Raw genomic sequence first — 12,257 nt, 5'->3', positions numbered from 1 at the left:
AAGATGGTCGGCACGCGGCAATGGCTGCTTGTGGAGAATGGCGGGTTGGCGCATACGGAAAACTTCACGCTTGTCGCCGCTCCTGGCCTTTGCCCGCGCGACCTTGTGCAGGTCGCAATCACCGGCCACAATGGCAAGCATCTCGACATGCAACTTCTGGCCGCCGACGCGGCTTAATGCTTCAACGGACACTTCATGGCGCTCGGTTTCATCAAAAAAGTCTTCACCTTCGGCCGTGAGAAGCCGGCTGAGGAGCAGACGCCTGCGGAGGGTTCTCAGAAGGTTGAGGTGCCTGTTGTCGAGCAGGAAGCGCCTGCTGTAGATGTTTCGCCGGCTTCCGAACCTGCCGAGCCGGCGCCACCCCCCTCTGTCCCTTCGGGACATCTCCCCCACAAGGGGGGAGATCGGTTGGAGGATGCCGCGCCGGCCGAGCAGGAGCAACAGGCTGAAAGCCAGGCAGATGCGTCTGACGCGAAAGAGATTGAGGCGGCTGAGGCTGCCCGTTCCCTCGAATCCGAGTCGGAAGAACAGCACGACGATCTTCAGACGATCGAACCGGAGCAACCTGCCGATCCTGAAGCGAATGTAATTTCGGAAGAGCGCCCCAACGAACCAATCTCCCCCCTTGTGGGGGAGATGTCCGACAGGACAGAGGGGGGTGAGGAGGTTCCGACGAACTCGAAATCTTCGTCGGAAAGCATAGAAACCGAGGCCTCCCCGGAACCCTCATCCGAAACCAGCGAACCCTCGGTCGAAGCCCCAATCCTCCCCAAGGGCTTCTCCACCGCCGCTTCCGCGCCAGCTCCCACCCCCGAAGCCCCAAGACAGAAACTTTCCTGGTTCCAGCGCCTGCGCGCCGGGCTTGCGCGCACCTCGTCGCAGCTGACCGGCCAGATCGCGGCTCTCTTTACCAAGCGCAAGCTCGACGATCAGACGCTGCAGGATCTGGAGGATCTGCTGATCCAGGCCGATCTCGGCGTTGAAACGGCGATGCGTGTCACGGATACGCTGGCCTCCGAACGCTACGGCAAGGATGTGACGGGCGAAGATGTCGGTCGCATCATGGCGCAGGAAATCGCCAAGGTGCTGAAGCCGGTTGCCAAGCCGTTGCAGCTCGATCTCAGCCACAAGCCACATGTGATCCTCGTCGTCGGCGTCAACGGTACCGGTAAGACGACGACGATCGGCAAGCTGGCCGCAAAGCTCTCCGGTGCAGGGCTGAAGGTCACGCTGGCTGCCGGCGATACGTTCCGCGCCGCTGCGATCGAGCAATTGAAGATCTGGGCTGAGCGCACGAAATCGGACTTCATCGGCACCAAGCTCGGCGCAGACGCTGCAGGCCTCGCCTTCGATGCCTTTCAGCAGGCCAAGGCCAACAAGAGCGATGTGCTGATCATCGATACCGCCGGACGCCTGCAGAACAAGGCGGAGCTGATGGCGGAGCTCGAAAAGATCGTGCGCGTCCTCGGCAAGCTCGATCCAGATGCGCCGCATACGGTTCTGCAGACGCTGGATGCGACCACCGGCCAGAACGCCTTGAACCAGGTGGAAATCTTCCGCAATGTTGCCGGTGTGAACGGGCTAATCATGACCAAGCTCGACGGCACGGCGCGCGGCGGCATCCTTGTTGCCATCTCGGCCAAGCATAAGCTGCCGGTCTATTTCATCGGCGTCGGCGAAGGTGTAGACGATCTCGAGCCGTTCGAAGCCGAGGATTTTGCTCATGCCATTGCCGGTACGGGGGCTGTAAACAGCCAATGAATGACAAGAACAAGTTTGATGACAGGGAAAGTGCCGCAATGACGACCAGCGACAGCGATCTCACCCCAAGTGCCGCCGACAGGCATCATCCGATGCTGAAGCTGGTGCTGGAACTCGGGCCTTTGCTGGTGTTCTTCTTCGGCAATCTGCGCGGCGAGTGGCTGGCGCAGCATTTTCCGCAGCTGGCGGCGCTCGGCGGCCCGCTCTTCGTCGCCACCGGCCTGTTCATGGCAGCGACGGTGATCTCGCTCATCGTTTCGAAGGTCATGCTCGGCCATCTGCCGCTGATGCCCTTCGTCTCCGGCATCGTGGTGCTGATTTTCGGCGCGCTCGGCATCTACCTTCAGAACGAGACCTTCATCAAGATGAAGCCGACCATCGTCAATGCGCTGTTCGGTGTCGTGCTGCTCGGCGGCCTTGCTTTCGGTAAGTCGCTACTCGGCTATGTCTTCAATGCCGCCTTCCAGCTGGATGCCGAGGGCTGGCGCAAGTTGACGCTGCGCTGGGGTATCTTCTTCTTCGTTCTTGCCGTGCTCAACGAAGTCGTCTGGCGCGGCTCGAACTGGCTTTATCTTCCGGACACCAAGGCGGCGGATAATCTCTGGGTGAACTTCAAGGTCTGGGGAACGATGCCGATCACCATCCTCTTCACCCTGTCGCAGATGCCGCTCATCATGAAGCACACGGTCGAGCCGCCGGTGGAAAACGGTAAATGAGCGAAGCCATCGACGCCCAAAGCCGCTATCGGCAACAGAGCTTCTGGTTCATCGCCTGCGCTGTCGTTCTGCTCGTGCAGATCGTCACCGAATACATGATGGGCCGTGTGCCGATCTGCACCTGCGGCTACGTGAAGCTTTTCGAGCCGGTGGTGAAATCCAGCGGCAATTCGCAGCACATCGCCGACTGGTATACGCCGTCGCACATCATCCACGGTTTCCTCTTCTTCGGTCTCACGCATCTGATCATGCGCGGCAAGCCGCTGTCGATGCGGCTCTTCGTTGCCATGCTGATCGAATCCGGCTGGGAGATCCTGGAAAATTCCCCGATCATCATCAACCGCTATCGCGCCGCGACGATCTCGCTCGACTATGTCGGCGACAGCATCCTCAACTCGTCGATGGATGCCGTGTTCATGGTGGTCGGCTTCCTGTTCGCCTGGCGCGCGCCGGTGCTGGTGACGGTCGCCATCGCCATCTTCTTCGAGCTGCTTACCGGTTATTTGATCCGCGATAATCTGACGCTCAACGTGCTGATGCTGGTCTGGCCGGTCGAGGCGGTGAAGACGTGGCAGGGCGGGATTTAAGAGAGTTTTAAAGCTGGTCCTGTGGCCACCTCGTGGTTCGAGGCCCTATTGCCTGCGCTATGCTTCGGCAATAGGGCACCTCACCATGAGGTGGAGTGGTTTTCGCGGGGATTGGCCGCCAGCCTAGCCGCCCTGTGATCTGGGTGATCTCTGGATAACCAGGGAGATTAGCCCTCATGGTGAGGTGCGGAAGCACCCTGAGCTTGTCGAAGGGGGCGAACCACGAGGGCGGGCGGTGAAGCCGCTAGACGTTTAAGACGCCGGTTTCCCCTGCGCCTTGGCTATCGCCGGATAAAGCCCTTCTTTCAAACTTGTCGGCGTGAACGGGCCGACCTGCTTGTAGAGGATCGTGCCGTCTGAGGAGACGAGGTAGGATTCCGGAATGCCGTAGACGCCCCAGTCGATGGCGGCGGAGCCGTTCGGGTCGATACCGATGGCGTTATAAGGGTTGCCGAGTTCGCCGAGGAAGCGAAGGGCGTTCTCGCTCGTATCCTTATAATTGATGGCCACGATGTTGAGCTGACCGCCCTTGGCGAGCTCCTTCAGCACCGGATGCTCATCTCGGCAGGGAATGCACCAGGAGGCGAAGACGTTGACGAGCGTCAGCTTGCCCTTGATGGCGTCATCGGTGAGCGCCGGCAGGTTGGAGCCTTCGAGAGGTGCAAGCGCGAGCTTCGGCGCCTTGGTACCGATCAGGGCCGAAGGGATGGCCGAGATGTCAGTGCCGTGCACTTCCTGGTCATACATGACCTTGCCGACGGCGAATGCGATGCAGGCAAAGACGATCAGCGGAATGAGCGCCAGCAGATAGCGTGCGGTGCCGCTCGATTTCGGCTGATCCTTGTTATCGGCATCCGCGGTCATTTCGTCTCGCTTTCGGCCGCGCGCTGCGAGCGGCGGCGGAGGCCGGAGGCTTCCAATGCGGCGAGCTCTCGGCGTCGTAGGCGTCCATCGATCCATATCCAAGCGATAAGAGCGAGCACGACGACCGCCGCAAAGCCATAGGAGCCGAAGACATAGAAGGGATGCGTCATTCTAGCCCTCCCGGCCTGCCATGCGCGCGGCCATGCGGCGCTGCGTGGCGATGCGGCGGCGCCAGATTTCGTTGCGGATCGCCATCAGGTGCAGCGTGAAGAACAGCAGCGTGAAGGCGAGCGCCATGGTGAAGAGCGGCCAGAGGAATTCCGCGGCGATGGCCGGGCCATCCATGCGCATGATGCTTTCCGACTGATGCAGTGTGTTCCACCAGTCCACGGAGAACTTGATAATCGGGATATTGATGAAGCCGACCAGTGTCAGGATCGAGGCGACGCGGGCAGCTTTTGATGGATCGTCCATGGCGCGGTTCAGCGCGATCAGGCCGAGATACATCAGGAAGAGGATGAAGACCGAGGTCAGGCGTGCATCCCAGACCCAATAGGTGCCCCACATCGGCTTGCCCCAGAGCGAACCGGTGACCAGCGCGATCAGCGTGAAGGCGGCGCCGAGCGGGGCCGCCGTCTTGCCGGCGACATCGGCGAGCGGATGGCGCCAGACCAGCGTGCCGATCGCCGACATGCTCATGATTGTATAGCACATCATCGACAGCCAGGCGGCCGGAACGTGAATATACATGATGCGGACCGTATCGCCCTGCTGATAATCGCCCTCGGTCGTAAAGGACAGATAGAGGCCGATCGCGAAGAGCACGGCCGAGAAGGCGGCCAGCCAGGGAATGAGACGCGCCGAGAAAGCCAGGAACCGCGTGGGGTTGGCGAGGTCGGAAAATCGGCTGATCGCAGTGATATCGCTCATGCGGCTTGTTTAACCCGATATGGCATTTCCGGCAATCGACCGTATTGTCCCGGATGGACGAAACAGTATCTTATTGCGATCAATCAGTCGTGTTCCGCAGGGCAAGAGCAGCAGCGGCCGGGCCGAGGACGGCGAAGAACAAGGTGAGCGCGATCAGGATCAGGAAGGGCGGCAGGAAAGGCTGCGGTCCTTCGACGGCGGCATAGGTGGCGCTGACGCCGAAGATCAGCACGGGAATGGTGAGCGGCAGCACCAGAATGGAGACAAGCAGCCCGCCGCGCGGCAGCGCCACGGCGACGGCGGCACCGACGGCGCCGATGAAGGTGATCGCTGGCGAGCCGACGAGCAGCGTCAGCGCCGTCGCCCCGATTGCCGTCTCGTTCATATTCATAAAGAGGCCGAGCAGCGGCGAGGCGATGACGAGCGGCAGGCCTGTCGCCACCCAATGTGCCGCGCATTTGATGAAGACCGTCAATACCAGCGGTGTTTCCTGCATGACGAGCAGATCGAGCGAACCGTCGTCGCGCTCGGCCTGGAACAGCCGGTCGAGGCCGAGCAGGCTTGCGAGCAGCGCGCCGATCCAGACGATGGCCGGGCCGATGCGCGAGAGAAGTTTGAGGTCAGGCCCGACGCCGAAGGGGATGACGGCGACGACGGTGAGGAAGAAGAGGATGCCGATCAACGCCCCGCCGCCGGCGCGCACCGAAAGTCTGAGGTCGCGGAGGAAGAGGGCGGTCATAGATGGCACCGAGTATGGAGCATGATACCCCCCTCTGTCCCTATCGGGACATCTCCCCCACAAGGGGGGAGATCGGTAACTTGCGGCGCGGGCGTGCCCTCATCGAACATCGAATCCGCAGAGACGGAGTTCAACGGTTTTCTAAGCAGATGCCGCAAACTCCCAACAATCTCCCCCCTTGTGGGGGAGATGTCACGAAGTGACAGAGGGGGGTGACGAAGGTTCGGCAAGTTCAGTCCCATCGGTTTCATCCCCACACCCCCTCACTCGCCGCTGCAAACCCCGTCATCCGCATCTCCTGCACATTCTCCAAGCCGAGCGGCTGGTGCGTTGCCGCAAGAACGATGCCGCCGCTCTTCCGATGGGCTGTTATCAGATCGGCGAAGAGCCGGTCGGCGGAGCTGTCCAGTGCTGCCGTCGGTTCGTCGAGAATCCAGATCGGGCGGTGGGCGACCAAAAGTTTGGCGAAAGCGATTCGCCGCTGCTGGCCGGCGGAGAGATAGCCGAAGGGGAGATGGGTGATGCCGGCAAGCCCGACGGCGTCAGCAGCTTCCTCGACGTCCAGGCTGGAGCCGCCTGGCATATCGCCGAGGAAGGTTTTCCAGAAGGTCAGGTTTTCGGCCACGGTGAGTTCGGATTTCATCGCATTGCGGTGGCCGAGATAGTGGCTGGCTTCACCGGCCGGCCGGCCCGATTCGCCGTCATTTCCGGTAAATGTGATAGTGCCTTTTTCCGGCCTCAGAAGGCCTGCCACAACGCGCAGAAGCGTCGATTTTCCCGACCCATTACGGCCAGTTAAAACGAGTGCATCTCCATCCGCCAAGTTGAAGGAAACATTCAAGAAAATCAGGTCTTCGCCCCGCCTTGCCGCCAGATTTTCAGCGCTTAGATGCATTCGCTCAGGCTTTCCCCGTTTTCACTGCTGCAACGCGCAAAAAATTGTCCAAAATTGCGCTTTGTCACTCTGGCAAGTCTTTACGAAATTATCTATAAGACCTGCAACCACGCCAGCGGTCGGCGTGAATTCAATCCTTGCGCCGAACTTAAGGTTTTAAACCTTACGTGCGGACAGCGGAAATGGCCGTACCCGCATCCTGATGTGCATAAAGTGCATAGGCGTTCGCACGACTGTGTTGGCTATCAGAAACGGGGTATCTCGTGTCTAAATCTCTTGACAGTTTCAATTGTCGTTCCACGCTGACCGTGGGCGGGAAAGACTATGTGTATTTCAGCCTTCCCAAGGCTGAAGCCAATGGTCTGCCCGGCGTTTCCAAGCTGCCTTACTCCATGAAGGTGCTTTTGGAAAACCTGCTGCGTTTTGAAGACGGGCAGTCGGTCACCAAGGAGCATATCCTTGCCGTCGCCGAATGGCTGACCAACAAGGGCACCGTCGAGAACGAAATCGCCTATCGCCCGGCGCGCGTGCTGATGCAGGACTTCACCGGCGTTCCGGCCGTTGTCGACCTTGCTGCCATGCGCGACGCGATGGTTTCGCTTGGCGGCGATCCGGAAAAGATCAACCCGCTCGTTCCCGTCGACCTCGTCATCGACCACTCCGTCATCGTCGACGAATTCGGCACGCCGCAGGCTTTTGCCAAGAACGTCGAGCTGGAATACCAGCGCAACGGCGAGCGTTACCGTTTTCTGAAGTGGGGCCAGCAGGCATTCAAGAACTTCCGCGTCGTTCCTCCGGGCACCGGCATCTGTCACCAGGTGAACCTCGAATATCTCGGCCAGACCGTCTGGACCAAGGAAGAGGACGGCGAAACCATCGCTTATCCCGACACCTGCGTTGGCACCGATTCGCACACGACCATGATCAACGGCCTCGGCGTTCTCGGCTGGGGTGTCGGCGGTATCGAAGCTGAAGCCGCCATGCTCGGCCAGCCGGTCTCCATGCTGCTGCCTGAAGTCATCGGCTTCAAGCTCACCGGCAAGCTCAAGGAAGGCGTTACCGCGACCGACCTCGTGCTGACCGTCGTGCAGATGCTGCGCAAGAAGGGTGTCGTTTCCAAGTTCGTCGAATTCTTCGGCCCCGGCCTCGACAACATGCCGCTCGCCGACCGCGCCACCATCGGCAACATGGGTCCGGAATATGGCGCGACCTGCGGTTTCTTCCCGGTCGACAAGGAAACGCTGAACTACCTCAACATGTCCGGCCGCGCCAAGGACCGCATCGCACTCGTCGAAGCCTATTCCAAGGCCCAAGGCATGTGGCGCGACAATGACGGTTCCGATCTCGTTTTCACCGACACGCTGGAACTCGACCTCGGCGACGTCGTGCCGTCGATGGCCGGTCCGAAGCGTCCGGAAGGCCGCATCGCGCTGGAAAACATCGCTTCCGGCTTCGCAACCTCGCTCGAAACCGAATACAAGAAGCCGGGCCAGCTCTCCAACCGCTATGCGGTCGAAGGTACGGATTTCGACATCGGCCATGGCGACGTTGCCATCGCTGCCATCACCTCCTGCACCAATACCTCCAACCCGTCGGTGCTGATCGCTGCTGGCCTTCTGGCCCGTAACGCCGTTGCCAAGGGCCTGAAGAGCAAGCCGTGGGTCAAGACCTCGCTGGCTCCTGGATCTCAGGTCGTCGGCGAATATCTCGCCAAGTCCGGCCTGCAGGCCGATCTCGACAAGCTCGGCTTCAACCTGGTCGGCTTCGGCTGCACCACCTGCATCGGCAATTCCGGCCCGCTGCCGGCGCCGATCTCGAAGACGATCAACGACAAGGGCCTGATCGTTGCCGGTGTCCTCTCCGGTAACCGCAACTTCGAAGGCCGCATCTCGCCCGACGTCCAGGCGAACTATCTCGCTTCGCCGCCGCTCGTCGTCGCCTACGCGCTCGCAGGCTCGGTGCAGCTCGACCTGACGAAGGAGCCGATCGGCGAAGACCAGAACGGCAAGCCGGTCTATCTGAAGGACATCTGGCCGACCTCGCACGAGGTTCAGGAGTTCATCCAGAAGTACGTCACCCGCGAGCTTTATGAAACCAAGTATGCCGACGTCTTCAAGGGCGACGCCAACTGGCAGGCCGTGCAGGTTCCTCCGGGCCAGACCTATGCGTGGGACGACAATTCGACCTACGTGCAGAACCCGCCCTACTTCGTGGGCATGGGCAAGAAGGGCGCCGGCGTTTCCGACATCAAGGGCGCGCGCGTTCTCGGCCTCTTCGGCGACAAGATCACCACCGACCATATTTCTCCGGCCGGTTCGATCAAGGCGGCCTCGCCGGCCGGTTCCTACCTCCTCGGTCATGGCGTCGGCGTTGCCGACTTCAACCAGTACGGCACGCGCCGCGGTAACCATGAAGTCATGATGCGCGGCACGTTTGCCAACATCCGCATCCGCAACCACATGCTCGGCCCGAACGGCAAGGAAGGTGGCTACACCATCCATTATCCGTCCAAGGAAGAGACGTCGATTTACGATGCGGCCATGCAGTACAAGGCCGAGGGCGTTCCGCTCGTCATCTTCGCAGGCGTCGAATACGGCAACGGCTCTTCGCGCGACTGGGCTGCCAAGGGCACGAACCTGCTCGGCGTGCGCGCCGTCATCGCCCAGTCCTTCGAGCGCATCCACCGTTCGAACCTCGTCGGCATGGGCGTCATCCCGTTCGTCTTCGAGGAAGGCACCACCTGGGCAAGCCTCGGCCTGAAGGGCGACGAACTCGTGACGATCGAAGGCCTGGAGAACATCAAGCCGCGCGAGCGCAAGATCGCCAAGATCACCTATGGCGACGGTTCGGTGAAGGATGTTCCGATCATCTGCCGTATCGATACGCTGGATGAGGTCATCTACGTCAACAACGGCGGCATCCTGCAAACCGTTCTGCGCGATCTCGCTGCCTGATAGGCATTAAACGCTGTTATGGGAGGCCGCCGGAAAACTCTTCCGGCGGCCTCTTGTTTTTCACGGTGATGTGTACTGCGAGACTTCTGCTCACTCCGGCCTCACCCCATCGTGACTTTGCGTCATCGCGTTAAACTATTATCTCTTGTTTCAGATTTTTCGGGCTTGATGTGGCCTGGTCGCCCCAAGAAGCGCGAGTTTTGCAGAGCCCGTGTAGGCAGACGGCGCTCGAGATTGGATGCAGAGGTAAGATAGAATGCGCCTTCGATTTTTGGCTCCACTTCTGGCAGGCATTGGGCTCGCAAGTTCGCTGCATGCGCAGGAGGCTCCGAAGATCAAGGGCGTCGTCGAACTCTTCACCTCGCAGGGTTGCGCTTCCTGTCCTCCCGCCGATGCTGCCTTCCGTAAGCTGATCCGCCAGGGCAATGTCGTGGCGCTCGCCTATCACGTCGATTACTGGAACTATCTCGGCTGGAACGACACGATGGCATCCAAGGACAATACGGCGCGCCAATATGCCTATGCCCGCACGATGGGGCGCAGCGGCGTCTATACGCCGCAGGCGATCGTCAATGGCAGGGATCACATGAACGGTGCCGATCTCGATGCCATCAACGTCAAACTTGATGATTTTCAGCGTCTTGGCGAGGGGCTGACGGTTCCGGTGAATGCCGCCATGAAGGGCGACGAGCTCGAGATCAAGATCGGCGCTGGGCAGGGCAAGGCGAATGTCGTTGCCGTCTATTTCGATAAGGAACAGATGGTGGCACCGAAGGGCGGCGAAAATACCGGCCAGCAGATTGCCTATATGCACGCGGTATCCGATGTCGAAACAGTCGGCATGTGGGACGGCAAGGCCATGAGCCTAGTGCTGCCGTCTACCGTGCTGGATAAGGCTGGCCGGCGAGGCCTTGCGATTCTGCTGCAGTCGTCGACATCTTCAGGCGATCCGGCTGCCATTCTCGGGGCGACTGTTCTGACGGTAGGCTCGGACGGCTGAACGATTTTTCCAGCTTTGCCGGAGGTCTTCCATTTTGAGCTGATGCTAAAAGGGGTCCCTATTTTGGCTGGCGCCAAAAAGGGGGTGCCCGGCGAGGACGCATTCGGGGCTGGGGTTTAATCGATGCGCCCCGGCCGGGCTGTTTGACGCGGCGGCGCCAAACGGCTGCCTATACTTCCTGTAAATTGGGCGTCGTTTTGTCTGAAATGCGGCGTTGACGAGGTGCTTTCACAGCCGGGAAAGAAATTGTGAGCCGTCAGCCGTCTTGCAATTTGATGCGGCTGAGGCAAACTGTCATTCTCCTGTCATGAGATAGCCCCTGGGGGATTGATGACTGATCAGCCGGATTTGAGACACGGTGAAAGCCGTTCCGTCGATACCAATTCATCCGTCGTCGTTGATCTCAGAGAATACAAACAGAGCAAGGACCCGCTGCCGGTGACCTTTCATCGCCGGGAGCTGGATGCGATTCTCTGGATCTATGGCCGCATGGTCGGCGAGGGCGAGTGGCGCGACTACGCCATCGACCATTTGAAGGACAAGGCGGTTTTCTCCGTCTTCAAACGCTCCGGCGAAATGCCGCTCTTCCGCATCGAAAAGAATCCGAAGCTTTCAGCCAAGCAGGGCGCCTTCTCAGTCGTCAATACCAACGGCATGATCTTGAAACGCGGTCATGAGCTGAGCCAAGTGTTGAAGGTTTTCGACAAGCAGCTGAAGCTGGTGGAGAAGTAGTTTCTCGTCATTGGCTGTGTGCTGGCTGATAGTGCCACACCCCCTCTGTCCCTATCGGGACATCTCCCCCACAAGGGGGAGATTGGTAATTTGGAGCAGCCTCTTCGCCTCATGGTACATCGAGTCTGCCGAAATCACGCCTTATTGTCTGCGATAGGCGAGCGGCAAACTCCCAGCTATCCCCCCCTTGTGGCAGGGCTATCGCATATGAGCGGGAGATCGCCGCCGTCCCCTTCTCCCTAGCGGGGAGAAGGTGCCGCCAGGCGGATGAGGGGGTGCCCGCCAAGACCACAAAAATCCATGAATTCAAATCGATAACCCCCTCATCCGACCCTTCGGGCCACCTTCTCCCCAAGGGGAGAAGGAGCTTATGGTGCTCGTCCGCCTCCATATGCGATAGCCCTGCCCTTTGTGGGGGAGATGTCACGAAGTGACAGAGGGGGGTATCACAGGCTCCGCGGACTCATAGGGCCGATACTGACACTACCCCCCAAACAGCGTCCCCGGATAAACCGATGGATCCGGATCGCTCTCCGCGCCGTCCCCGAGCGCCTTCTGCATCAGCATGGTATCCAGCCATCGGCCATGCTTGTAGCCGGTACCCTTGAGTAGCCCCACTTCGGCAAAGCCTGCCGCGCGATGTACGGCGATGGAGGCGGGGTGGGCGCCGCCGATGACGGCGATCATCTGGCGGAAGCCGAGCGTCTGGCAGTTTTCCACCAGGGCATGGAGCAGCAGTCTGCCGATGCCGCGCCCGCGCGCCTCGGGCGCCAGATAGATCGAATCTTCCACCATCCAGCGATAGGCCGGCCGCGTGCGGAACGCGGAGGCATAGGCATAGCCGAGGAATGCGCCGGTCTCGTCTTCGGCGACCAGATAGGGATAGCCCTTGTCACGAATTGCCTCGAACCTGGCCGCCATTTCCTCCTGGTTCGGCGGCGTGATTTCGTAGCTTGCCGTGCCGTTCAGGACGGCATCTCTGTAGGTGGCGGTGATGTGGGGAAGGTCGTCTAAGGTTGCACTGCGGAGGCTGACGGACATTGTTTCTATTGCCTGATCTGCGAATTTGCGACGGTTGC

12 protein-coding genes and 1 pseudogene are annotated in these 12,257 nt (G+C 60.2%); 7 read left to right on the top strand and 6 right to left on the bottom strand.

Annotated elements, in window-relative coordinates:
- The 4 genes and pseudogenes from AC13RC_RS24685 to AC13RC_RS24670 form a co-directional block, all read left to right on the top strand.
- Positions 1-177, top strand: a pseudogene (locus AC13RC_RS24685) (tRNA (N(6)-L-threonylcarbamoyladenosine(37)-C(2))-methylthiotransferase MtaB); the annotation flags it as partial.
- 18 nt (positions 178-195) lie between these two features.
- A complete protein-coding gene (ftsY, locus tag AC13RC_RS24680) occupies positions 196-1,761 on the top strand; it encodes a signal recognition particle-docking protein FtsY (RefSeq protein ID WP_488558705.1) in 1,566 nt (521 codons plus the stop codon).
- A complete protein-coding gene (locus AC13RC_RS24675) occupies positions 1,758-2,477 on the top strand; it encodes a septation protein A (RefSeq protein WP_113354354.1) in 720 nt (239 codons plus the stop codon). Before ftsY ends, AC13RC_RS24675 begins: the two co-directional genes overlap by 4 nt.
- Complete coding sequence (locus tag AC13RC_RS24670) at positions 2,474-3,064, top strand: DUF2585 domain-containing protein (protein ID WP_285176689.1); 591 nt, start codon at positions 2,474-2,476, stop codon at positions 3,062-3,064. Before AC13RC_RS24675 ends, AC13RC_RS24670 begins: the two co-directional genes overlap by 4 nt.
- Before the next feature lie 252 nt (positions 3,065-3,316).
- Here AC13RC_RS24670 and AC13RC_RS24665 read toward each other — a convergent pair whose 3' ends face one another.
- The 5 genes from AC13RC_RS24665 to ccmA form a co-directional block, all read right to left on the bottom strand.
- Positions 3,317-3,928, bottom strand: coding sequence for a DsbE family thiol:disulfide interchange protein (locus AC13RC_RS24665; RefSeq protein WP_488558704.1), 612 nt, complete (start codon positions 3,926-3,928; stop codon positions 3,317-3,319).
- Positions 3,925-4,098, bottom strand: a complete 174-nt coding sequence (ccmD, locus tag AC13RC_RS24660; protein ID WP_145322009.1) for a heme exporter protein CcmD — start codon at positions 4,096-4,098, stop codon at positions 3,925-3,927. The genes AC13RC_RS24665 and ccmD overlap by 4 nt, the downstream gene beginning before the upstream one ends.
- Position 4,099: 1 nt before the next feature.
- Positions 4,100-4,858: a heme ABC transporter permease gene (locus tag AC13RC_RS24655; protein ID WP_488558703.1), complete on the bottom strand. Its 759-nt coding sequence runs from the start codon at positions 4,856-4,858 to the stop codon at positions 4,100-4,102.
- A gap of 79 nt (positions 4,859-4,937) precedes the next feature.
- Positions 4,938-5,597 (bottom strand): heme exporter protein CcmB, encoded by a 660-nt coding sequence (gene ccmB / locus AC13RC_RS24650; protein WP_113354350.1) that lies wholly within the window; start codon positions 5,595-5,597, stop codon positions 4,938-4,940.
- Positions 5,598-5,844: 247 nt separating this feature from the next.
- On the bottom strand, positions 5,845-6,492 hold the full coding sequence (gene ccmA, locus AC13RC_RS24645; RefSeq protein ID WP_488558702.1) for a heme ABC exporter ATP-binding protein CcmA: 648 nt from the start codon (positions 6,490-6,492) through the stop codon (positions 5,845-5,847).
- 263 nt (positions 6,493-6,755) lie between these two features.
- On the opposite strand from ccmA, the gene acnA reads away from it, so the two are divergent.
- The 3 genes from acnA (at position 6,756) to AC13RC_RS24630 (ending at position 11,178) form a co-directional block, all read left to right on the top strand.
- Positions 6,756-9,446: an aconitate hydratase AcnA gene (gene acnA / locus AC13RC_RS24640; protein ID WP_113354348.1), complete on the top strand. Its 2,691-nt coding sequence runs from the start codon at positions 6,756-6,758 to the stop codon at positions 9,444-9,446.
- A 256-nt stretch (positions 9,447-9,702) separates the two neighbouring features.
- Positions 9,703-10,446 carry a DUF1223 domain-containing protein gene (locus AC13RC_RS24635; RefSeq protein ID WP_113354347.1) on the top strand — a complete coding sequence of 248 codons (744 nt, stop codon included), beginning with the start codon at positions 9,703-9,705 and terminating at the stop codon, positions 10,444-10,446.
- A gap of 330 nt (positions 10,447-10,776) precedes the next feature.
- Positions 10,777-11,178, top strand: coding sequence for a DUF2794 domain-containing protein (locus AC13RC_RS24630; RefSeq protein ID WP_145636030.1), 402 nt, complete (start codon positions 10,777-10,779; stop codon positions 11,176-11,178).
- A 483-nt stretch (positions 11,179-11,661) separates the two neighbouring features.
- On the opposite strand, the gene AC13RC_RS24625 is transcribed toward AC13RC_RS24630, so the two are convergent.
- Positions 11,662-12,219, bottom strand: coding sequence for a GNAT family N-acetyltransferase (locus AC13RC_RS24625; protein WP_488558701.1), 558 nt, complete (start codon positions 12,217-12,219; stop codon positions 11,662-11,664).
- Between the last annotated feature and the right edge of the window lie 38 nt (positions 12,220-12,257).

This window comes from Martinezella sp. CNPSo 3890 (assembly GCF_057784455.1).
The sequence above is the reverse complement of the archived record's forward strand: the minus strand, read 5'-3'. Positions and strand labels throughout refer to the sequence as shown.

Coding starts and splice junctions, on each gene's coding strand:
- ftsY (WP_488558705.1), top strand. CDS start 196: ATGGCGCTCGGTTTCATCAAAAAAGTCTTCACCTTCGGCCGTGAGAAG.
- AC13RC_RS24675 (WP_113354354.1), top strand. CDS start 1,758: ATGAATGACAAGAACAAGTTTGATGACAGGGAAAGTGCCGCAATGACG.
- AC13RC_RS24670 (WP_285176689.1), top strand. CDS start 2,474: ATGAGCGAAGCCATCGACGCCCAAAGCCGCTATCGGCAACAGAGCTTC.
- AC13RC_RS24665 (WP_488558704.1), bottom strand. CDS start 3,928: ATGACCGCGGATGCCGATAACAAGGATCAGCCGAAATCGAGCGGCACC.
- ccmD (WP_145322009.1), bottom strand. CDS start 4,098: ATGACGCATCCCTTCTATGTCTTCGGCTCCTATGGCTTTGCGGCGGTC.
- AC13RC_RS24655 (WP_488558703.1), bottom strand. CDS start 4,858: ATGAGCGATATCACTGCGATCAGCCGATTTTCCGACCTCGCCAACCCC.
- ccmB (WP_113354350.1), bottom strand. CDS start 5,597: ATGACCGCCCTCTTCCTCCGCGACCTCAGACTTTCGGTGCGCGCCGGC.
- ccmA (WP_488558702.1), bottom strand. CDS start 6,492: ATGCATCTAAGCGCTGAAAATCTGGCGGCAAGGCGGGGCGAAGACCTG.
- AC13RC_RS24635 (WP_113354347.1), top strand. CDS start 9,703: ATGCGCCTTCGATTTTTGGCTCCACTTCTGGCAGGCATTGGGCTCGCA.
- AC13RC_RS24630 (WP_145636030.1), top strand. CDS start 10,777: ATGACTGATCAGCCGGATTTGAGACACGGTGAAAGCCGTTCCGTCGAT.
- AC13RC_RS24625 (WP_488558701.1), bottom strand. CDS start 12,219: ATGTCCGTCAGCCTCCGCAGTGCAACCTTAGACGACCTTCCCCACATC.